This is a genomic window from Corallococcus interemptor (assembly GCF_003668875.1).
GTDB classification, from domain to species: Bacteria; Myxococcota; Myxococcia; order Myxococcales; family Myxococcaceae; genus Corallococcus; species Corallococcus interemptor.
In genome coordinates this window covers 1-21788 of record NZ_RAWM01000150.1, presented here as the reverse complement: position 1 = coordinate 21788, position 21788 = coordinate 1, and the positions used below count along the sequence as shown (strand labels likewise).

General features: G+C 71.3%; 16 protein-coding genes. 7 read left to right on the top strand and 9 right to left on the bottom strand.

Going from position 1 to position 21788, the window contains the following annotated elements; all coding sequences use genetic code 11:
- Together D7X96_RS33810 and D7X96_RS33805 are read right to left on the bottom strand one after the other, a co-directional pair.
- A partial coding sequence (locus D7X96_RS33810) for a CinA family protein (RefSeq protein ID WP_147468460.1) occupies positions 1 to 247 on the bottom strand: 247 nt, incomplete at its 3' end.
- Complete coding sequence (locus tag D7X96_RS33805) at positions 244 to 1353, bottom strand: GRAS family protein (protein ID WP_121771603.1); 1110 nt, start codon at positions 1351 to 1353, stop codon at positions 244 to 246. The genes D7X96_RS33805 and D7X96_RS33810, both read right to left, overlap by 4 nt.
- Before the next feature lie 369 nt (positions 1354 to 1722).
- On the opposite strand from D7X96_RS33805, the gene D7X96_RS33800 reads away from it, so the two are divergent.
- The 5 genes from D7X96_RS33800 (at position 1723) to D7X96_RS33780 (ending at position 10754) form a co-directional block, all read left to right on the top strand.
- Positions 1723 to 4515, top strand: a complete 2793-nt coding sequence (locus tag D7X96_RS33800; RefSeq protein WP_244219816.1) for a TonB-dependent receptor domain-containing protein — start codon at positions 1723 to 1725, stop codon at positions 4513 to 4515.
- Between the two features lies 1 nt (position 4516).
- Positions 4517 to 5800, top strand: a complete 1284-nt coding sequence (locus tag D7X96_RS33795) for a hypothetical protein (protein ID WP_121771601.1) — start codon at positions 4517 to 4519, stop codon at positions 5798 to 5800.
- A 229-nt stretch (positions 5801 to 6029) separates the two neighbouring features.
- Positions 6030 to 8807: a TonB-dependent receptor domain-containing protein gene (locus D7X96_RS33790; protein ID WP_121771600.1), complete on the top strand. Its 2778-nt coding sequence runs from the start codon at positions 6030 to 6032 to the stop codon at positions 8805 to 8807.
- Between the two features lies 1 nt (position 8808).
- Positions 8809 to 10092 carry a hypothetical protein gene (locus D7X96_RS33785; protein ID WP_121771599.1) on the top strand — a complete coding sequence of 428 codons (1284 nt, stop codon included), beginning with the start codon at positions 8809 to 8811 and terminating at the stop codon, positions 10090 to 10092.
- Positions 10093 to 10235: 143 nt separating this feature from the next.
- Positions 10236 to 10754, top strand: coding sequence for a hypothetical protein (locus tag D7X96_RS33780; RefSeq protein WP_120551799.1), 519 nt, complete (start codon positions 10236 to 10238; stop codon positions 10752 to 10754).
- Here the strand turns inward: D7X96_RS33780 and D7X96_RS33775 are convergent.
- The 5 genes from D7X96_RS33775 to D7X96_RS33755 all read right to left on the bottom strand — a co-directional run bounded on the left by D7X96_RS33775 (position 10723) and on the right by D7X96_RS33755 (position 17950).
- Positions 10723 to 12033, bottom strand: a complete 1311-nt coding sequence (locus D7X96_RS33775) for a sensor histidine kinase (protein ID WP_121771605.1) — start codon at positions 12031 to 12033, stop codon at positions 10723 to 10725. The two genes, D7X96_RS33780 and D7X96_RS33775, sit on opposite strands and share 32 nt — an antisense overlap.
- A gap of 68 nt (positions 12034 to 12101) precedes the next feature.
- The gene (locus tag D7X96_RS33770) at positions 12102 to 13523 is read right to left on the bottom strand and encodes a sigma-54-dependent transcriptional regulator (RefSeq protein WP_120551800.1); all 1422 of its coding nucleotides are present in this window, start codon (positions 13521 to 13523) and stop codon (positions 12102 to 12104) included.
- A 30-nt stretch (positions 13524 to 13553) separates the two neighbouring features.
- Positions 13554 to 15974, bottom strand: a complete 2421-nt coding sequence (locus tag D7X96_RS33765; protein ID WP_121771598.1) for an ABC transporter permease — start codon at positions 15972 to 15974, stop codon at positions 13554 to 13556.
- 18 nt (positions 15975 to 15992) lie between these two features.
- Positions 15993 to 16709 carry an ABC transporter ATP-binding protein gene (locus tag D7X96_RS33760; protein WP_120551802.1) on the bottom strand — a complete coding sequence of 239 codons (717 nt, stop codon included), beginning with the start codon at positions 16707 to 16709 and terminating at the stop codon, positions 15993 to 15995.
- Positions 16706 to 17950 (bottom strand): HlyD family secretion protein, encoded by a 1245-nt coding sequence (locus tag D7X96_RS33755; RefSeq protein WP_121771604.1) that lies wholly within the window; start codon positions 17948 to 17950, stop codon positions 16706 to 16708. Before D7X96_RS33755 ends, D7X96_RS33760 begins: the two co-directional genes overlap by 4 nt.
- A 218-nt stretch (positions 17951 to 18168) precedes the next feature.
- Between D7X96_RS33755 and D7X96_RS33750 the strand changes: the two genes are divergently transcribed.
- The gene (locus D7X96_RS33750; RefSeq protein WP_120551803.1) at positions 18169 to 19260 is read left to right on the top strand and encodes a hypothetical protein; all 1092 of its coding nucleotides are present in this window, start codon (positions 18169 to 18171) and stop codon (positions 19258 to 19260) included.
- 60 nt (positions 19261 to 19320) lie between these two features.
- Here the strand turns inward: D7X96_RS33750 and D7X96_RS33745 are convergent, their stop codons facing one another.
- Together D7X96_RS33745 and D7X96_RS33740 are read right to left on the bottom strand one after the other, a co-directional pair.
- On the bottom strand, positions 19321 to 19650 hold the full coding sequence (locus D7X96_RS33745) for a helix-turn-helix domain-containing protein (RefSeq protein ID WP_120551804.1): 330 nt from the start codon (positions 19648 to 19650) through the stop codon (positions 19321 to 19323).
- Complete coding sequence (locus tag D7X96_RS33740) at positions 19647 to 20033, bottom strand: type II toxin-antitoxin system RelE/ParE family toxin (protein WP_199747236.1); 387 nt, start codon at positions 20031 to 20033, stop codon at positions 19647 to 19649. The genes D7X96_RS33745 and D7X96_RS33740 overlap by 4 nt, the downstream gene beginning before the upstream one ends.
- A 105-nt stretch (positions 20034 to 20138) precedes the next feature.
- On the opposite strand from D7X96_RS33740, the gene D7X96_RS33735 reads away from it, so the two are divergent.
- The gene (locus D7X96_RS33735; protein ID WP_120551805.1) at positions 20139 to 21674 is read left to right on the top strand and encodes an AMP-binding protein; all 1536 of its coding nucleotides are present in this window, start codon (positions 20139 to 20141) and stop codon (positions 21672 to 21674) included.
- Positions 21675 to 21788: the final 114 nt, after the last annotated feature.

The following is a 21788-nucleotide window of genomic DNA, read 5'->3' as shown; positions in this document are numbered from 1 at the left end:
CCCCCACCGCCTCCGCGCTCACCGACCCGTGCACCTGCAACAGCGCCAGCGGCACTCCCAGCTGCTCCCCCTTCGACTCGTTCGAGTACGGCACGAACCCCCGCTCCACCACCGCCGAGGCCCCCGGCACGTCCGTCAGCGCCGCCGTCATCAGCCCGCCCGTGCACGCCTCCGCCAGCACCAGCCGCACCCCAGCCTCCCGGCACCTCGAGATGACCTTCGGCGCCAATGCCTCCAGGTCGCTCACGCGCCCTCCCCCGGCACCGCCGCCAGCACCGACACCAGCACGTCACCGCGGAACGTGATGCCCACCGTGCCCTCCTCGCGCAGCAGCCCCACCGCCGGGTGCACGTCGCCGGGACACACCGGCTCCGGTCCTCGTCGCGGCACGAAGCCCGCGCGCTGCAAGCGCTCCCACCAGGCCGAGGCCGGCTCATGGCGCTCGCACCGCTCCTTCTCGTTCACCGTGCCCACGATGTCATCCACCTCCCGGCCGAAGAACCGCTTGAGGGCGCGACGCTCCGAGCCCGGTATCTCCAACGTATCCAGCAGCTGGAACACGCGGGAGAAGTGATTCCACGCATTCTTCAATCGCTCACGTGCCGGCGCACGGTGGTGGTCCACGTGCGGCTCGCACATCACCACCCCCACCGGCCCCAGCGACGCCAGCCTCGCCAGCACCGCGTCGCGCGCCTCCATCCCCCCCACCTCCTTCTCCGCCACGTGATGCAGCGCGAACGCCGCGTTCACCACCAGCGGCCTGCGCACCGCCCGCAGCGCGGCCCACGTCGCCACGTTCAGGTCCTCCACCGGCGACTCCAGCTTCATGAACTCGAGCCGCAGCCCCACCTCCTTCGCCACCGCCAGCACCGCGTCGCGCGCCTCCGCCAGGCTGGTGCCGCTGGGGTCCACCCCCACCACCGTGAGGCGCCGGGGCAGCGCGCCCGCCTTCGCCAGCGCCCGCAGCAGGTTGCACTCCTGCCGCCCCTGCCCGATGCCTACGTCCAACAGCGTCGCCTCCGCGTGCCCTCGCAGGAAGCCCGCGAGCAGCGCGTTCGCCACCGCGTCCGCCGCCGACGCCAGCGGCAGGTGCTTCATCAAGCGCCGGAACAGGTCGATCTGCGGCGCGCCCCCGTCCACCTCGGATGCCCGGTACGGGTGCAGCGCCCCCGTCGCGCCCTCCAGCCGGCGTGACAGCGCCGTCGCGAACACGGCGTAGTTTTCGTCCTCCGGGATGCGCTCCACATCCAGCAACCGGTAGAGGTCCGCCAGCGCCTCCACCGCCTCCAGCGTTCGCGCGGACAGCGCATGATCCATCGCCCGGAGCAGCAGTTCGTCCTTCGGCGTGCGCATGCGACCTCCCCGCGGAACCCTGGCCGTGGTGTCCGCTCGACATGAAAAAGTGTAACGACCGCCCTTGGCGCGGCTCCAGGGGGCGGCACCTCGGGACATCGGGCCGTGCGCGTCCACACAGCGCGCGGCACCCGGGGACGGACTGGCGCGATGCGGGGACCGTGTCAGGTGCTGGTGGAAACGGACGACTCGGGGGCGAGGGCGTCCATCGACTTCATGCAGAAAGGCACAGCCGGGACTTCCCACCCGGTCCGTATGCCCTGCGTGAAGCGACTTCCGCCTCGGGCGAGGTCACGGACGCCAGGGGTCGAATCCATGAACGCAGGCGGTGTTCACGTTGTCCCGGGTGACAGACGGGCGGGGTGGCTGGTGTCGAAGCGCGCGCCCATGCCGCACCCTCGCGCCGTCCGCTGGGTGCTGGCGCTTGTGCTGCTGTCCGGCGCGGCCGCCCGCGCACAAGGCGTGCCCTCCGCCACCAGTGAGCCTCGCGCCATTGAAGTGGACGTCCACGCCACGGACGCGGGCCAGGTCCTCTCCGCCGAGGACGCCCTGCGTTTGGGCCTCTCTCCCGACGCGGGTGACACCACGCTCGTGCCTCCCAGCCTCACCGCCGACGCGCCCGCCGCGTGGCCCGAAGGCCTGGAGGGCACGCCCGGCGAGGTAGAGCTGGAGCTGCTGGTGGACGTGGAGGGCCGCGTCGCGGAAGCGAAGGTGACGCGCGCCGCCTCCGAGCCTCGCCTCACCGACGCGGCGCTCGCCGCCGCTCCGGGCCTGCGCTTCACCCCGGCCACGCTGGGTGGTGCACCCGTGGCCGTGCGCCTGCCCTTCATCTACCGCTTCACGCCCCCGGTGCAGGTCCCTGCCTCCACCACGCACCTCACCGGCGAGGTGCGCGCTCGCGGCACGCGCAAACCCCTCTCCGACGCGGCCCTCTTCCTGGACAGAGCGGCCGAGCCCGCCGCCACCACGGACGCGCAGGGCCGCTTCACGCTGGACGTGACGCCGGGCCCGCACACTCTGGAGGTCCGTGCTCCCGGCCACGAGACGACGACGTTCACGGAGACGCTGACGCGAGGCCAGACGCTCCAGGTCATCTACCGGCTCCAGCCTCGCGAGGTGAACCCCTACGAGACCGTGGTGCGCGACGAGCGCCCTCGCACGGAAGTGACGCGCATCAGCCTGCATGAGCAGGAGATCCGCGAGGTGCCCGGCACGCTGGGTGACCCGTTCCGCGTGGTGATGTTGATGCCAGGCGTGGGCAGCCTCGCGTCCGGCATCAGCTACCCGGTGGTGCGCGGCAGCCAACCCGCCGCCACGGGCTTCTTCCTGGACGGCGTTCGCATCCCGATGCTGTACCACCTGCTGCTCGGGCCCGCGGTGGTGCACCCGGACTTCATCGACACCGTGGACTTCTACTCGGGCGCGCCACCGGTGCAGTACGGCCGCGTGCTCGGCGGCGCGGTGGAGGGACGCCTCAGCCGTCCTCGTGAGGACCGGCTGCACTTCACCGCCTACGCGGACCTCATCAACGCGGGCGGCTTCATCGAGCAGCCCTTCGAGTCCACCGGCACCAGCGTCAGCCTGGCGGGCCGCTTCAGCTACTCCGCGCTGCTCATCTCACTGGCAACCCAGGTCCTGCCGGAAGTGGACAAGGTGCACGCGGGCTTCTGGGACTACCAGGCGCGCGTCGAGCAGAAGGTGGGCAGGGGCCGCCTGCGCCTGTTCGCGCTGGGCAGCTCCGACGACGTGGGCATCTCGCCGGAGCTGCGCAGGAGGGCGGACGGGGCCGGCGTGGTGTCGCGCTTCCACCGCATCGACCTGCGCGGCACGCACCCGCTGGCGGGCGGCGAGGGCGAGGTGGGCGTCACCCTGGGCTGGGACGGCCTGGGCCTCAACGGCGAGGCGACGCGGGCCGATGCCGGAGGCCAGCTCTTCATGGAGAAGGTGGGCGAGTACAGCCTGCGGCAGGCAAGCGTCTCCGCGCGCGCGGGATGGCGCCGCGCGCTGACGTCCTCGCTGGACGTGGCCGTGGGCACGGACGTGGAGCACCGCCGCTCCGCCACCGTCATCACCGGCAGCGCGCATCCGCCGGGCTGGCGCCCCTCCGACGACGCGGATCCGCTCAAGCGGCCCAGCGCCCTGGCCACCTTCTCCGGCGCGTATGCGTCCGCCACCTGGAGACCGTCCGACACCTGGGTGGTGACGCCGGGCCTGCGCGTGGACGCGTACCACCTGGTGCCGGGCATGACCTTCACCGCCGTGGAGCCGCGCCTGTCCGTGCGTCACTCGCTGACGGACACCCTCACGCTCAAGGGTGGCGCGGGTCTGTACCACCAGCCACCGACCGTGCTCATCCACGTGCCCGCCTTCGACACCGCGAGCCTGCGCTATGGCCTCCAGTCCGGCGCGCAGTTCGACGTGGGCGCGGAGTGGAAGGCCTTCGAAGGGCTGGAGCTGAGCGCGGACGCGTACTTCAACCCGCTGTCCCGCGCGGTGGAGTTCGACCTGATGGACGTGGTGGAGAACCAGCGGCGACGGAGCGCGCTGCGCGAGGCCACCGCCACCACCGGCTACGCCTACGGCTTCGACCTGATGGCCCGCCACCCGCTGGGCCGCCACTGGTTCGGCTGGGTCTCCTACAGCTTTCTTCAGAGCAAGCGGAAGGCGCGCTTCGGCCGCATCAGCGACGACAACCACGTGCTGGAGACAGTGGAGGGCACGCTGCCCTTCGCCTTCGAGCAGGCGCACACGTTCAACGCCGCGCTCAGCTACAAGTTCGGCAACAACTGGACCGTGGGCACGGTGGTGCACTTCAACACCGGCCGCCCGGAGACGGGGCAGATCACCTCGCAGACGCAGCGATGGGTGACGAACCCGGACGGCTCGTCCAATTGGGTGCGGCAGGACCTGGACCGCGCGCAGCGGCTGGCGCCGTTCTTCCGCGTGGACGCGCGCATCGCCAAGTCGTGGGCCTACCAGGACTTCACCCTGGATGCGTCGCTGGACGTGCTCAACCTCTCCGCGCAGCAGGAGGTGGTGGCCTACGAGTACCGCCTCGAATCGGAGTTCAGCGGCTCGACCCCCACGGACATCAAGCCCACCCGGGCCCCCGTCCGCATCCCCATCATCCTTCCGCTCCTCGGGCTCAAGGCGACCTACTGACATGCGACGCGCACTCATCACCTCCCTCGCGCTCGTGGCCTCCGCCGTCACCGGCTGCCAGCGCTATCCCGAGGACCCCGTCTTCGTGTACGGCCGCGCGCTCCGGCGGGACGGCACGCCTCACTCCGGCGAACCGCTGAGCATCCAGCGCATGGACCCGGCGACCCGGAGCTTCCAGCCCTTCGGTACCCTCAGCCCCGAGCCGTCCGGCGAGTTCACCCTGGAGCTGCTCTACGGCGAGGCCGTCACCGATACGTACTCCTTCAGGGACATGAACCGGTTCACCCTGGCGCTTCCCCTGGATGCGGATGGCAGCGGAGCCTTTGTCTCGTTCCTCTTCCAGGACGACGTGGAGCTGCCCACGTTGCAGCCCTGGGACGCGCACCCCGTCGTGAGCATGGGAGCGCAGGGTCCCAGTGTGGCCTTCCCCTCCGCGCCCCCGGCGCCCGCCCAGCCTCCGACGGCGGACACGATGGAGATGCAGGACGGGCTCACCGGCGAATTCATCCCCCTCCTGGCGACCGACCCGAAGCCCCTGTTGTGGGTCATGTCCGGCGACTCACTGCTCTGGCGCGAGCCCGGCACGACGTCACCGTGGACGCCGGGGCCGTACGTCCTGGAGGACTTCGCCGGGCCTCGCGTCCTGCTGCGCGCCGCCAGCCGCGGCACGTGGCTCTACTCTCCCCTGGGCAGCGAGATGAGCTCCGTGGAGTTCCAGCTGGAGTGGCGCACCGGCGCCGAACCACTGCCCGCGGGGACGCTGCGCCCCCTCAGCCGAGGCGCGGCGTGCGAGCCGTCCCCCTCCGGTGCCTGCCCATGGACGGATGGCCTGCTCACGCCCGTGGACCTCCCCCAGGAGCAGGGCCTTCCTCGGGCCAAGAGCCTCGCCGTCACCCTGCCCCAGCCGGACATGCCCCGCCGCGCGGTGGTGCGCGGGCTGAGCTACGTGCCGGGCCCCGAGGGCAAGGACTGGCTCCTCCTGGAGGGCAGCGCGGACGGCGAACAGTGGCAATCCCTGGCGCGCGTCACGCTCCAGGACCTGACCTCGCGGGAGCGCAACCTGCTCGACATCCAATTCGGATTCAACGTCCAGTCGACCGGCGACTCCCCCTACGGCGACGGGCCGCTTCCCCTGGGCCGGAAGGAGCCGGTCTTCCAGGACGTGCCCCTCACCCCCACGGACCCCGTGCGCTTCGTGCGGCTCACCGTGCAGACCCGGGGCTACAACGGCGCCCTCCAACCCGCTGAGCTCCAGACCCTCTCCGAGCTGTCCATCTTCGAGTAGAGGCGCGACTCGGGACGCGGCATCCCGTAGATTGGGCGCGAAAGGGCACCACCGGGATTCGCGTCCCGGTCCGTATGCCCTGCGTGAACTGACTTCCGTCCCGGGCCGGGGAAGTCATGGGCGCCTGAGCCGAACCCATGAATGCATGCAGTGCCCTCACCGGGCCGGAGCCGTCTGGCGCCAGCGCGGGTGACACTTTCGCGGGGGACCGGTGTTGAAGCGCCCGCCCATGTCCGTTCCCCCTGCTGTCCGCTGGGTGCTGGTGCTCGTGCTGCTGTCCGGCGCGACCTCCCACGCACAAGGCGTTCCCTCCGCCACCAGTGAGCCCCGCGCCATTGAAGTGGACGTCCACGCCACCGACGCGGGTCAAGCCCTCTCCGCCGAGGACGCCCTGCGCCTGGGCCTCTCTCCCGACGCGGGCGATACGACGCTCGTACCTCCCAGCCTCACCGCCGACGCGCCCGCGACATGGCCCGAAGGCCTGGAGGGCACGCCGGGCGAGGTGGAGCTGGAGCTGCTGGTGGACGTGGAGGGCCGCGTCGCGGAAGCGAAGGTGACGCGCGCCGCCGCCGAGCCTCGCCTCACCGATGCGGCGCTCGCCGCCGCCCCGGGCCTGCGCTTCACCCCGGCCACGCTGGGTGGTGCCCCCGTGGCGGTGCGCCTGCCGTTCGTCTACCGCTTCGCGCCCCCAGTGCAGGTCCCTGCCTCCACCACGCACCTCTCTGGTGAGGTGCGCGCTCGCGGCACGCGCAGGCCTCTGTCCGATGCGGCCCTCTTCCTGGACGGCGCGCTCCAGCCCTCCGGCGCCACCGACGCGCAGGGCCGCTTCGCGCTGGACGTGACGCCGGGGCCGCACAAGGTGGAGGTCCGTGCTCCCGGCCACGCGACGACGGTGTTCGAGGAGACGCTGACGCAGGGCCAGACACTCCAGGTCGTCTACCGGCTCCAGCCTCGCGAGGTGAACCCCTACGAGACCGTCGTGCGCGACGAGCGCCCTCGCACGGAAGTGACGCGCATCAGCCTGCATGAGCAGGAGATCCGCGAGGTGCCCGGCACGCTGGGTGACCCGTTCCGCGTGGTGATGTTGATGCCAGGCGTGGGCAGCCTCGCGTCCGGCATCAGCTACCCGGTGGTGCGCGGCAGCCAACCCGCCGCCACGGGCTTCTTCCTGGATGGCGTGCGCATCCCGATGCTGTACCACCTGCTGCTCGGGCCCGCGGTGGTGCACCCGGACTTCATCGATACCGTGGACTTCTATTCGGGCGCGCCTCCGGTGCAGTACGGCCGCGTGCTCGGCGGCGCGGTGGAGGGACGCCTCAGCCGCCCTCGCGAGGACCGGCTGCACTTCACCGCCTACGCGGACCTCATCAACGCGGGCGGCTTCATCGAGCAGCCCTTCGAGTCCACCGGCACCAGCGTCAGCGTGGCGGGCCGCATCAGCTACACCGCGATGCTCATCTCCCTGGCGGCCAATGCCTTCCAGAAGAAGGAGGCGGAGCAGCTGCGTGCGGGCTTCTGGGACTACCAGGCGCGCGTCGAGCAAAAGGTAGGCAGGGGCCGCCTGCGCCTGTTCGCGCTGGGCAGCTCCGATGACGTGGGCGTCGCACCGGAGCTGCGGGACACCGCGGACGGAGGCGGCGTCGTGTCACGCTTCCACCGCATCGACCTGCGCGGCACGCACCCGCTGGCGGGCGGCGAGGGCGAAGTAGGCGTCACGCTGGGCTGGGATGGCCTGGGGCTTTCCGGCGAGCAGACGCGCGACACCGGCGAGGAGCTGATCCGCGAGAAGGTGGGCGAGTACAGCCTCTCGCAGGCGAGCATCTCCGCGCGCGCGGGATGGCGCCGCGCGCTGACGTCCTCGCTGGACCTGGCCGTGGGCGCGGACGTGGAGCACCGCCGCTCGGCCACCGTCATCACCGGCACCGCGCGGCCGCCGGGCTGGCGCCCCTCCGACGACGCGGATCCACTCAAGCGGCCCAGCGCCCTGGCCACCTTCTCCGGCGCGTATGCGTCCGCCACGTGGAGGCCTTCGGACCGGTGGACCGTCACACCGGGGCTGCGCGTGGACGCGTACCACCTGGTGCCGGGCATGACCTTCACCGCGGTGGAGCCGCGCCTGTCCGTGCGCCACGCGCTGACGGACACCCTCACGCTCAAGGGCGGCGCGGGCCTGTACCACCAGCCGCCCACCGTGCTGGTGCACGTGCCCGCCATCGACACCGCGAGCCTGCGCTACGGCCTCCAGTCCGGCGCGCAGTTCGACGTGGGCGCGGAGTGGAAGGCCTTCGAGGGACTGGAGCTGAGCGCGGACGCGTACTTCAACCCGTTGTCCCGTGCGGTGGAGTTCGACCTGACGGACGTGCTGGAGAACCGGCGCCGGCGCCTCGGCCTGGACACGGATCCCGCCACCTCCGGCTATGCCTACGGCTTCGACCTGATGGCCCGCCACCCGCTGGGCCGCCACTGGTTCGGCTGGGTGTCCTACAGTTTCCTTCAGAGCAAGCGGAAGGCGCGCTTCGGCCGCATCGGCGATGACAACAAGGTGATGGAGACGGTGGACGGCACGCTGCCCTTCGCCTTCGAACAGGCGCATACGTTCAATGCGGCGCTCAGCTACAAGTTCGGCAACAACTGGACCGTGGGCACGGTGGTGCACTTCAACACCGGCCGTCCGGAGACGGGGCAGATCACCTCCCAGACGCAGCGCTGGGTGACCAACGCCGACGGGGGCCAGGAATGGGTGCGGCAGGACTTGGACCGCACGCAGCGCCTGGCGCCGTTCTTCCGCGTGGACGCGCGCATCGCGAAGTCGTGGGCCTACCAGGACTTCACCCTGGATGCGTCGCTGGACGTGCTCAATATCTCCGCCCAGCAGGAGGTGGTGGCCTACGAGTACGGCGCCGAGTCCAACCTCGACCCCGACAGCCCCCGGGCCGTCACTCCCATCCGCAAGCCCATCCGCATCCCCGTCATCCTCCCGCTCTTCGGGCTCAAGGCGACCTACTGACATGCGACGCGCACTCGTCACCACCCTGGCGCTCGTGACCTCCGCCCTCACCGGATGCGAGCGCTATGCCGAGGACCCCATCTTCGCCTACGGCCGCGCGCTCCACCGGGACGGCGCCCCGCGCTCCGGCGAGACGCTGACCCTGGAGCGCCTGCATCCGGAGGCGGAGGTCTTCGAGCCCTTCGCGACCGCCGTCACCGATGCCTCCGGCGAATTCATCCTGGAGCTGCTCTACGGGGACGTCGTCGACAGGACGGATTACAGCAGCGCCCGCAGCCGGTTCCGGATGTCGCTGCCGCTGGAAGCCGACGGCAGCGGCGCCACGCTCGCGTTCTCCTTCCAGGACGACGTGGAGCTGCCCGCGCTGCAGGCCTGGGACGCGCACCCCGTCGTGAGCGCCGGTGAAGCGGGCCCCCAGGTGGCCTTCCCACCCGCGCCCCCGGCGCCGCCGCTGCCGGTGACGGCGGACACCCTGGAGCTGCTCTCCGAGGACGGCGTCTTCATCCCCATCCTGCCCAGCACCCCGGAGCCCCTGCTGTCGGTCACGTCCGGCGGCGAAGTGCTCTGGCGCCAGCCGGGCACCACCTCACCGTGGGCGCCGTCCCCGTATGTCCTGGAGGACTTCGCTTCGCCCCAGGTCCAGCTGCGGGCCGCCAGCGCGGGGACGTGGCTGTTCTCGCCCCTGGGCGGCCAGGCGAGCTCCGTGGACTTCCAGCTGGAGTGGCGCACCGGCCAGGAGCCGCTGCCCGCCGGGACGCTGCGCCCCGTCAGCCGCGGCGCCGCGTGCGAGCCGTCCTTCGGCGGTGTCTGTCCATTCACGGATGGACAGCTCACCCCGGTGGACTTCTTCGAGAAGGAGACCGACCCGCGGTCCTACGGCGTCGTCATCACCCTGCCCCGGCCCATCCTGCCCCGCCAGGCGGTGGTGCGCGGGCTGCTGTACCTGCGAGGCTATGGCGGCAGGGACTCGCTCCGCGTGGAGGGCAGCGAGGACGGCGAGCACTGGCAATCCCTGGCACACGTCGTCCTGCGGGACCTGAGCGCCACCGAGCAGTCGCTGTTCGAGGCCCAGTTCGGCTTCTACGCCGAGCCGACCGCGGGGGCATCGGCCTATGGGGACGGGCCGCTCCTGCTGGGCATGCGGGAGCGGGTCTTCCAGGAGGTGCCCCTCTCCAGCACCGGGCCCGTGCGCTTCGTGCGCCTCTCCGTGGAATCCCTTACCTACGACGGAACCACCCCACCTGCTGAGTTCTATACCCTCTCCGAGGTGTCCATCTTTGAATAGTCATTGCGGATGACCCTCCAACCCCGGGAGATTGCTTGGGTTGTGTAAGGCCCGAAGTCCATCCCAGACAAATAAATCAAGAAATAAAGGGCGAACCGTTCTTCTCTTGCAGCACCGCTCATTCGTGCCCGAGGGAGGGCCCCATGATTGCGCTGACCTGGACGTATGGGCAGCTCCTCAAGGGACTGTCGGAGCGCGTGCGCCGGGTGCTGCTGGTGCAGGTGCTCATCCTGGCGCCGAGCTTCGGGGTGCTGGAGCTGAACCCGCTGGGTCCCTCGCACCGGGGGCTTTCACTGACACGTCTGGCGCTGTGGGGCTGCGCCGTAGGGCTCTTGTGGGCGCTGGACCGGTATGCCTTCGGGCGCTCGCGGGTGGCGTCATGGCAGCGCCTGGTGTGGGTGACGGCGCTGTGCTGGCTGGGGCAGTGGATGGGCGGCTTCGTCGCGTTGGAGGCGCTGCCTCGCTCGCTGCAGCAGTGGTCCGCGGCGCGCTGGGTCCACGTGGGCTTCACCGTGCTGTTCTTCTGGGCGGCGACCGCGCTGCTCTACCGGCTGGCGGCGCCGGTGCCGGAGGCCGAGGCCGCTCCCGCCATGCCCACGGGTCCCGAGGCCGCGCCCGGCAAGAAGGGCTTCAGGCGCGCGGAGCGTCCAGCGGGAGCTTGAGCCTCGCCCGGCAGCCTCGGCCGTCGGTGCGGTTCTCCAGGCGCAGGCTGCCTCCGTGGGCTTCGGCGATCTGCCGGCTGAGCGCCAGGCCAATGCCGCTGCCCTGGGGCTTGGTGGTGAAGAAGGGCACGAAGAGGTTCGCGGTGTCGGCGAGGCCGGGGCCTTCGTCCTCCACCCAGACCTCCACCGCGCCCGGCGCGTGCACGGCCCACGAAACCCAGACACCGCCCGGGCCTCCGTCCGGCAGGACGGCGTCCACGGCGTTGCGCACCAGGTTGATGAGCAGTTGCTCCAGCTGATCCGCGTCCCCGGACACGGTGAGGCCGGGGCCGGGGCGCACGGCGACGGCACGGCGCGGCTCCAGGGCCACCACGCGCCGCACCCAGGGCTCCACGTCCACGGGCCCCAGGGTGGGCGGTGGCAGGCGCGCGAGCCGGGCGTGCGCGGACATGAAGCGGGACAGGGCTTCCGCGCGGCGGGCGATGATGCCCAGGCCGTGGCGGGTGTCCTCCTCCCAGTCCTCGGGGCGCGGCACCTGGGCGAGGGTGTCCCGGAGGGCGTCCGCGATGGAGTGGATGGGGGTGAGGGAGTTGTTGATTTCGTGGCTGAGCACGCGGACCAGCCGGCGCCAGGCTTCACGTTCTTCCTCGCGCAATGCCAGACGCAGGTCGGTGAGCACGACCAACTGGTGGGGTTGTCCTCCTTCGCGGAAGGAGCCGCGCCACAGTTCATACGGTCCGCCGTCCTGCTGCGCGAAGACGCGCGTGAGGCGGCGGGGGGCGGGGCCCTCCAGCAGGCCGCTCCAGCCGAGGGCTTCCGCGCGCTGCCCCAGCAACTGTGCGCGCGGCAGGCCCACGAGCCGGGCGCCCGCGCGGTTCACCAGCTTGAGGGTGCCGGAGGCGTCGAAGGCGAGCACCGCGACGTCGATGGCCTCCATGACCTGGCCCAGCAGCGCCCCGGCTTCGAGTGCGCCCAGGCGCTGTTCGCGCAGGGTGTCGCCCAGCGCGTTGACCTCCAGCAGCACTTCCCCCAGCGGATCGCCCGCGCGTCCGCCCCGGCCGCGCACGGAGTAGTCGCCTTCACGCAGGGCGGCCAGCAGGCCCGCGACGGTGTGCAGGGGCCGCACGACGCGCTCGCGGATGGCGAGACACGCTCCGGCATGGATGCCCACCACGAGGACGGAGAGCGTCCAGCGCACCTTGGCGGTGAAGTCCCCTGTCCAGAGGAGCGCGAGCGCCACGACGACCGCGGGCAATCCTGCGACGACCGCGAGCCACATCACGCGCAGGTCGTGCGGCACGGGGAACTTGCGCTCGTGCGGGTCCTGCGGAGCCGGGGGACCGCGTTTCACCTTGCGCCCTTGATGCCGTAGTACTGGAGCCGGCGGTAGAGCGCGCTGCGCGACAGGCCCAGCGCCTTCGCCGCTTCGCTCACGTTGCCGTCATGACGGCCGAGCGCGCGCTCGATGAGGTAGCGCTCCACCTCCTCCAGCGTCATCTCCTCCAGGCGCGTGCTTCCTCCGCCCGGCGGGCCCATCCGCTTGAGCAGCAGGTCCTCCGCCTCCACGCGGTCCCCCACCGCCATCAGCAGCGCCCGCTCCACCGCGTGCTCCAGCTCGCGCACGTTGCCGGGCCACGGGTACGCGATGAGCGCCTCCATGGCTCCCGGCCCCAGGTGGATGCCGGGTCGGCCGTAGCGCTGGCCCTGCGCGGCCAGGAAGTGCGCCGCGAGCAGCGGGATGTCCTCGCGCCGCTCCCTCAGCGGCGGCAGCTGCACCTCCACCGTGTTGAGCCGGTAGAGCAGGTCCTCGCGGAAGCGGCCCTCCGCCGCCGCCCGGCCCAGGTCCACGTTCGTCGCGCTCACCACTCGCACGTCCACGCGCCGCGTCCTCGACGAGCCCACCGGGTGCAGCTCTCCCGTCTGGAGCACCCGCAGCAACTTCGCCTGCTGCGTGAGCGGCATGTTCCCAATCTCATCCAGGAAGAGCGTGCCGCCGTCCGCCAGCTCGAAGCAGCCGATGCGGTCCGCCTTCGCGTCCGTGAACGCCCCCTTCACGTGACCGAAGAGCTCGCTCTCGAAGACGCCCTCGGACAGGCCGCCGGAGTTCACCGCGACGAAGGGCCGGTCCGCTCTCGTGCTCGCCGCGTGGATGAGCCGGGCCACCACCTCCTTGCCCGTGCCGTGCTCCCCCGTCACCAGCACCGGCGCGGACGACGGCGCCACCCGCTCGATGAGCCTGCGCACCGGCAGCATCGCCCGCGACTCACCCACCAGCGGCGAACGCCCGCCCTGCTCACGGCGCAGGTGCTGGTTCTCCTCCTCCAGCCGCCGGCCGCGCCGCAACGCGCGAGCCAGCTCCAGCTGCGTGCGCAGCGTGGCCAGCAGGCGCGTGTTGTCCCAGGGCTTCTGCACGTAGTCGCGCGCGCCCAGGCGCATGGCCTCCACCGCGCCCTCCACGCTGCCCCACGCCGTCATCACCACCACCGGCAGCAACGCGTCCCTCGCGCGCAGCTCGCCCAGGAGGTCCAGGCCCTCGCGCCCGGAGGTCGTGTCGCGCGCGTAGTTCAGGTCCATCAACACCAGGTCCACGTCCTCCGCGTCCAGCGTGGCCTTCACGCCCGCGGGGGACTGCGCGCTCACCACCGTGTAGCCGTCGCGCTTGAGCAACAGCCGCAGCGCCTCCAGCACGTCCGGCTGGTCGTCGGCCACGAGGATGCGGGTGGGGGTACGCGGAGGGGGAGCAGTGGGTTCGGACACGGGGAGCGCCACGGTTGGGAACTGTGCCAGAAAGGAGGGAACTCAGTCCGCCCGGAGCGCGATGATGGGGTCCACGCGCGTCGCCCGCCGGGCAGGCAGCCACGACGCCGCCAGCGCCACCCCGGTCAACAGCAGCGCCACCCCTCCGAACGTCCACGGGTCGCCCGCCGAGACTCCGTACAAGAGCGACCCCAACAGCCGCGCCAGCGCCAGGGACAGACACAGCCCCACCGCCACGCCCATGAGCGACAGCCGCAGGCCCTGCGCCAGCACCAGCCGCAGCACGTCGCCTCGCGCCGCGCCCAGCGCCATGCGGATGCCCAGCTCCCGCGTGCGCTGCGACACCGAGAAGGCGATGACACCCGACAGCCCCAGCGCCGCGAGCAGCAGCGCGACGCCCGCGAACAGCCCCATCACCAGCGCGGACAGCCGCCGGGGCCCCGTGGACTGGTCCATCCGCCGCGTGAGCGGGGACACGTCGAACAGCGGCAGGTCCGCGTCCACCGCGCGCACCTCCGCCTCCACCTGGGCGCGCACCGCCTCCGGCTCCCCGGACTTCACGCGCACCGCCAGGCCCATGGAGACGTCCGGCAGCTGCGACAGCGAATAGTAGGCCGCCGGGCGCGACGGCACGTCCAGGCCCCACTCGCGCAGGTCGTCCACGACGCCCACCACCGTGGTCCACTGCATGTCCTGGCCGTGCAGCTTCAGCCGCTGCCCCAGCGCGTCTCCTTTCGGCCAGAAGAGGTCCGCGAAGGAGCGGTTGATGACCACCGCCCAGGGCGCGTCCGGCCCGTCCCGGTCCTCCAGCAGCCGGCCCTGCCGCAGGTGGACGCGCAGCGCGTTCAGGTAGCCGGGCGTGGCGGCGCGGAACTCCACCGCCTTCCACTGCTCCCCCGGCTGGCGCGGACGCCCGTCGATGTCGAAGCTGCGGTCCGCGGAGCCCCCCAGCGGCAGCAGGTTCGTGAGCCCCGCGGACTCCACGCCCGGAAGCGCCTGGAGCCGCGGCAGCAGGGCCTGCAGGAAAGCGGCCTGTTTCGCCGGGTCCGGGTACTGAACCTTGGGCAGCGCGAGCGCTCCGGTGAGCACGCCCTCGGACTCGAAGCCCGCATCCACGCGCTGAAGCGCGAGGAAGCTCTTCACGAACAGGCCCGCGCCCACCAGCAGCACCAGCGCGAGCGACACCTGCGCCACCACCAACGCCGCGCGCAGCCGGCCCGTGCGGTGGCTCCCCGTGGCACGTGCGCCCTCGCGCATCGCCGCGTGCAGGTCCACGCGGCTGGCCTGGAGCGCGGGCACCAGCCCGAAGAGCACGCCCGTGAGCACCGACACCGCCAGCGTGAAGAGCACGGAGGCCACGTCCAGCTTCACGCCCTGGGCGCGCGGCAGGCTGTCACCCACCGTGGCCACCAGCGCATCCGTGCCCCACAGCGCCAGCAGGAGCCCCACCGCGCCCGCCACCAGCGACAGCACCAGGCTCTCCGTGAGGAACTGCGCCACCAGCCGCAGCCGGCCCGCGCCCAGCGCCGCGCGGATGGAGACCTCACGCCCTCGCGACACGGCCCGCGCCAGCAGCAGGTTCGCCACGCTGGAGCACGCCACCAGCAGCACGAAGCCCACCGCGCCCCAGAGCAGCCACAGCGTCTCGCGCACGCCGCCCACCACCTGGTCCTCCAGCGGCTTCACGCTCATGGACCAGCCCCACTCCCGGTACCGGCTCACCAGGTCCGCCGGGCGCGCGTTGCCCATGCGCACCAGGTCCGTGCGCGCCGCGTCCAGCGTCATGCCCGGCTTGAGCCGCGCCATCACGCTGAGGAAGCGGTTGCCGCGCCGGGACTCCTCCTGCTGCTCGGGCGTGGGCGCCAGGGGCAGCACCCCCTCCGTGTCCTCCGGGTAGACGGCGCCCGGAGGCAGCACGCCCACCACCGTGCGCGGCACCCCGTCCAGCCGCAGCACGCGCCCCAGCACCTCCGGGTCCTTCGCGAAGTGCGTGCGCCACGCGGAGTCCGACAGCACGACGACCTTGTCCTGGCCCGGGACCTCCTCTTCCTGCGTGAAGCCCCGGCCGAGCACCGGCGTGACGCCCAGCGTGGGCAGGAAGGACGCCGTGGCGACGACGACATGCAGGCGCCGGGGTGAGTCCCCTCCGGTGAGCGTCATGTCGTCGGGCCGGAAGGCCGCGAGCGACGCGAAGGCCTTGGTGTGCGTGGTCATGTCCCGGTACTCGGGAAGGGAGTTCGACACCTCCTTCAAGCCGAAGGCTTCGAAGTTCGGGGCCAGCAGCACCAGCTGCTCCGGCTGACGGAAAGGGGGCGGGGTGAGCAGCACGCCCTTCACCACGCTGAACACGGCGCTGTTCGCGCCAATGCCCAACGCCAGCGTCAGCACCGCCACCGCCACGAAGCCGGGGGCGTTCCTCAGGGAGCGCCACGCGTAGCGCAAGTCACCGAGCAGGTGTTCCATGGCCGTGTCTCCCTTTCTTCAGCGAAGCTGTTCGTCCTGCACGACGCGGCCGTCGAACAGGCTCACCGTGCGCGTGGAGATGCGCGCGTGCGCCGGGTCGTGCGTCACCATGCAGATGGTGGAGCCCGCCTTGTGCAGGTCGGACAACAGCTGCATCACCGCCTCGCCGTTCTTCGAGTCCAGGTTGCCCGTGGGCTCGTCCGCCAGGAGGATGAGGGGGTCTCCCGCGACGGCGCGCGCCACCGCCACGCGCTGCTGCTGACCGCCGGAGAGCTGCCCCGGCAGGTGCCGCGCCCGGTGCGCCATGCCCACGCGCTCCAGGGCCCGCTCCACGCGCTGCTTGCGCTCCTGCGCGGGCAGTCCCCGGTAGGTGAGCGGCAGCTCCACGTTCTCGAAGACCGTGAGGTCGCCGATGAGGTTGAAGCTCTGGAAGATGAAGCCGATGTGCTGGTTGCGCACCTTCGCGCGGTCCGTGGGGGACAGGTCCAGCACGCTCCTGCCATCCAAGAGGTAGCTGCCACGCGTGGCGGTGTCCAACAGCCCCAGCACCGCGAGCAGCGTGGACTTGCCGGAGCCGGACGGGCCCACGATGGCCACCCATTCGTTCTGACGGACGGTGAGCTGGATGTTGGAGAGGGCGTGCGTCTCCACCTCTTCCGTCTCGAACACCTTGGTGAGCCCGTCGAGCTGGAGCAGCGCCTTCGCCTCGCCGTCGTTCGTCATCGTCGTCATCATCGCAGCCTCACGCGCTCCACCGCATCCCACGCGGTCATGTCCGACAGCACCACCTGGTCACCCTCTGAGAGTCCCTGCACGACCTCCACCGCGTTCACCGAGCCCCGGCCCAGCTTCACGGGGATGCGCACCGCCTCGTCGCCACCGGGCAACAGCCGGAAGAGCGCCAGCGTGCTCTCCGCCTGCGCTCCCGCGGGGCGGCCCACGGACAGCACGTCGTCCAGCCGCTCCAGTTCCACGGTGCCCTCCACGGTGAGGTCTGGCCGGGCGCCCCTGGGCAGCGTGTCCGGCAGCGACACCTCCACGCGCACCGTGCCCTGGCTCGCGGCGGGCGCCACGCGCGCCACGGTGCCCTCCACCACGCCGTTGCGCGTGTCCACCTGCGCCTTGAGGCCCGGGAGGATGTCGCGCGCCTGCGTCTCCGCGATCCGCAGCTCCGCCTTCAACCGCTCCGGCTTCACGACCTTGGCCAGGAGCACGCCGGGCGTCACCCACTGGCCCAGCTCCAGCGGCAGCTCCTGGAGCACGCCGTCCTCTCCCGCGAGCACCTTCATGGACTCCACCTGCTGGCGGCGGAAGCGGGCCACGGCCTTGAGCCGCTCCACCTGCTCCTGCTGGGACGCGAGGCGCTGGCGCAGGCTCTGGGACATGACGTCCAGGCGCTGGCGCTCCAACTCCAGACGCTGGCGGGACTCGTCGGCCTTCTCCTGGGCCTGACGCGTCTCCAGGTCTCCGACGAAGGCCCTCTGGAAGAGCTCGGCGTTGGCCTGGGCGCGGCGGGTGGCGTCGGCGGACTCGGCGGTGAGGGTGGCCACGGTGGCCTGCTGGGACAGGCGCTGCGTCTGGAGCAGTTCGCGCAGCTCCAGGAAGTCGCCTTCGGCGCTCGCGAGCTGGCGTTCGGCTTCAAGCGCCTGGAGCTGCACGTCCGGGTTGGACAGCTCCAGGAGCAGCGTGCCGGCGGTGACGGTGGCGCCGGGACGGACGTGGATGCGCTCCACGCGGCCGGCGGTGTCGGCGGTGAGCCAGCGGATGGCCTCAGGCACCAGCGAGCCGGTGCCCTTCACCTGGCGCACCAGCGGGCCGCGCTTCACGGTGTCCAGCCACACGGAGGCCTTGTCCACGGTGGGCGCCGCGGGGCGCAGCCGGGACAGGCCCACGGTCACCGCCACGAGCGCGGCGAGGCCCAGGGCGGCCAGGAGGTAGGGTTTGCGGCGCGGCTTGCGAGCCTTCGGGATGTCCACGCCCCGGGCCATAGCGAGCCGTGTGCCAGGGCTTCGAGCCGGGCCAAGCCCCCGGAAACACGAGCGCGAGGAAGGATTGTCCGGCCGCGTTGACCGCTTGCGCGAAGCGCGCGTCCCAGGAACGGACACCGCGAAGAAGTGTGCTGGGGTTGAATAGCAACAGCGTCAGGCCGTCTGCCTGCTCGATTCAATTCCCACACAATTTCGAGGAACACCCCATGCGCTCCACCTCCTTCGGGAAGCGCGCCGGCATGCTGCTGGCCGCCACCCTCCTGCCCTTCTCCGCCTTCGCGGATGCCCTGTATCTCCAGCTCACGGACGTGGGCAGCGAGGTGGACGCGTCCGGACTGGCGGCGAGCACCGTGGCGGAGCGCACGCGCTACGGCATCAACGAGGCGCTGAAGGGCGCGACCACGGAAGCCATCCTGATGGATCCGCAGCACGAGGGTTCGGCGGACGTGACGGTGAGCGCGAAGGTGACGCGGGCCGGAGAGAAGTACCGGCTGACGTATCTGCTGAGCACGACGCACCAGCCGGTGCGCACCAAGACGCTGTCGTACGATTTCGTCAATCCCAGCCTGAGCGACAAGGGCTCGGTGGTGATGGCGCAGGCGGTGCTGGCCGAGGCGCAGAAGCTGGAGGCCGCGAGCCAGGAGACGCCGGTGGCGGCCGAGGAGGTCCCGGCGGCCTCCGGCGCGGGCTCGGACTCGCTGGTGTCGGAGCGCGTGAATGGCGACGCGCCCCGCCATGAGGGGATGGAGGGAGACTCGACGGGGCGCCAGGTGGAGCGCGAGGCGCCGCCCCGCCGGGGTGGGCGCACGAACCTGGACCTGGGTCTGGCGCTGGGTTTCAACAGCCCGTCGGGCATCTTTGGCGGTGAGCTGGAGTACCGGGTGGCGCCCGTCCTGGGGCTCAACCTGAGCGCGGGCACGGGCGCCTGGGGCTTCCGCGTGGGTCCGGTGGCGCGCCTGTATCCGCTGGGCGAGGTGCGCACGAGCCCGTTCCTGGAGGCGGGCATGAGCTTCAACATGGGCGGCACGTCGACGACGACGCTCAGCTTCGGCGGCGAGTCCGAGGTGTACACGACGGAGAAGCTGATGACGCCGGTGGCGACGCTGGCGCTGGGCATGCGTCAGTCGATGGGCCCCATGTACCTGGGCCTGCGCGCGGGCTGGGGCTTCCGGCTGCGTGAGGACAACTGGCGCACGTCGGACGGCCGCGACCCGAACCTCCTCGACGACCTGGACATCGCCACCACCCAGCACGGCGGCTTCCTGTGCAGCGTCACGCTGGGCATGTCGCTCTTCTAGGCGGCTTAGGGCAAACGGCCGGAGCTTCCGCCACGACACGGCAGCTCCGGTTTCCACACGTCAGGCTGTGACAACTTCCAGGTGCCCTGGAGCCCGGGACCTGGGGCGGTCCCGTACGACGATCTGGACGTCACTGCCCAGGAGGGTCAGGAAGCGGATCAACCGTTCCGTCGAAAAGCCCGCCATGCGTCCACGCAGCAGGGCCGAGACCTTGGGCTGATCCACTCCCAGCAGCTTCGCCGCCGCAGCCTGGGTCAGCTTCTTCCTGGCGATGAGCTCCGCGATCCGCGCCATGAGCTCCGCCTTGGCCTGCGCCTCCTCGGGCTGAGCGACCTCCAGATCCCGGAAGACATTCCCACTGCTGGCCGTGAACTTCGGTTCGCTCTTCATTCTGATTCCTCTTCCGTAGCGTCCTTCCGGGCCGCGTGGAGGTCTTCCGCCGCCTTCAATCGGAGCTTCACCAGATCGATGTCCTGCTTGGAGGTCTTGATGCCCTTCCGAGACTTCTTCTGGAAGGCGTGCAGCACGTAGAGGACTCCCTTCAGCTTGACCGTGTAGACCGCACGGAAGGTGTCACCGTCGAAGTCCTCGACGACTTCCAGCACTCCAGCCCCCTTGAAGCCCTTGAGGGGCTTGGCGTCCGGGTGCTTTCCCCCTGTCTGGGCCAGATGCAGCGCGTAGCCCATGACGCCTCGCACCTCTTCAGGAAACGACTTCAAGTCCTCCAAGCTGCTCCCCACCCAGACCAGAGGCCTCGCCATCTTCTGGAGCATGCCAATTCTGGCATGTCGCGGCAACTGATGGCCGCCTGGCAGGCCTTCCGGTCCAAAGTCGGAGCACGCTCCCATTCCCACCGGCAGGCGCTAGGCTCGCGCGCCATGCCGGCCTCCCTGCTTGAAGTGTTCCTGGACCATGCCCGTCACGAGCCCTCGCGCCCGTTGCTGTCTTTCGAGGGGACCGAGTATTCGCGTGGGCAGCTGGCGGAGCGGGTCACCGCGTTCGCTCGCGGACTCAAGGCCCGGGGGCTGGCTCCGGGGGAACGCGTCGCCCTCTTCCTGGAGAACAGCGACGCGTTCGTCATCACGTGGCTGGGTGTCCAGGCCGCCGGCTGCGTCGCCGTGCTCGTCAATACGGCCTACCGCCAGGTGGAGCTGGCCCACATCCTCTCCGACGCGGAGGTGAAGGTCTGCGTCACCGGCAGCTCCGGCGCTTCCGAACTCGTCCCCCTGCGCGATCAGCTTCCGTCGCTGCAATGGCTCATCACCGTGGAGCCTGCGCCCTCCGGGCTCCCCGCCGTCGCCTTCGACGACGTGCTCGCGCAGGGCGCCGCGTCCACCGCTTCACTGCCCCTGCCCCGCGCGGAGGACCTGGCCGTGCTGGGCTACACGTCCGGCACCACCGGCCGCTCCAAGGGCGCCATGCTCCAGCACCGGCAGCTGCTCTCCAACGTGCGCGCCGTCACCGAAGCGTGGCGCTGGACGGACGCGGACCGGCTGCTGCTCACGCTTCCCCTCTTCCACACCCACGGCCTCATGGTGGGCCTGCACGGCACCCTCTTCACCGGCGCCAGCGTGGACCTGCGCCGCCGCTTCGTCGCCTCCGAAGCCCTCACCGCCCTGCACGACGACGCGTCCCTCACCCTCTTCTTCGGCGTGCCCACCCTGTACGGCCGCCTCCTCGAAGAATCCCGCCGCACCGGCGTCACGCCGCGTCCCCTGCGCCTCTGGGTCTCCGGCTCCGCCCCGCTGAGCCCCCAGCTGTGCCTGGACATCGAGGCGCGCTTCGGCGCCCGCATCCTGGAGCGCTACGGGATGACCGAAACCCTCATGAACACCACCCAGCCCTACGACGGCGAACGCCGCCCCGGCACCGTGGGCATGCCCTTCCCCGGCCAGGAGGCCCGCGTCGTGGACGTGCGCTCCCGCCAGCCCCTGCCCCGCGGCGAGACAGGTGAAATCGAGGTCCGCGGCCCCCACGTCTTCACCGGCTACTGGCGCCGCCCGGACGCCACCCAGGAGGCCTTCGACGCCGATGGCTGGTTCCGCACCGGAGACCTGGGCGAGTGGGACCCGGACGGATTCCTGCGCATCACCGGACGGGCCCGGGAGCTCATCATCAGCGGTGGCTTCAACATCTACCCCCGCGAGGTCGAAGAGGTCCTCACCCAGCACCCGTCCGTCGCGGAGGCCGCCGTCCTGGGGCTGCCCGACCCGGACTTCGGCGAACAGGTCGTCGCCGTCATCGTCCCCCACCCCGGCGCCCCCACCGACGCCCAGGCCCTGGTGGACTGGTGCCGCGAACGGCTCGCCGCCTTCAAGAAGCCCCGCCGCGTCGTCTTCACCGACGCCCTGCCCCGCAACGCGCTCGGAAAGGTCCAGAAACACATCCTCAAGGAGCGCCTGGCCGCCTCCTAGGACACACTCACCGCCATTCGCCGAACAAAGCCCACACCGTCCCCTGGCCGAACTGGCGCGCCGACCTACCTTCTGCGGCGAGAGAAAATGGAGCCACCGCGTGAAGTCCCACCC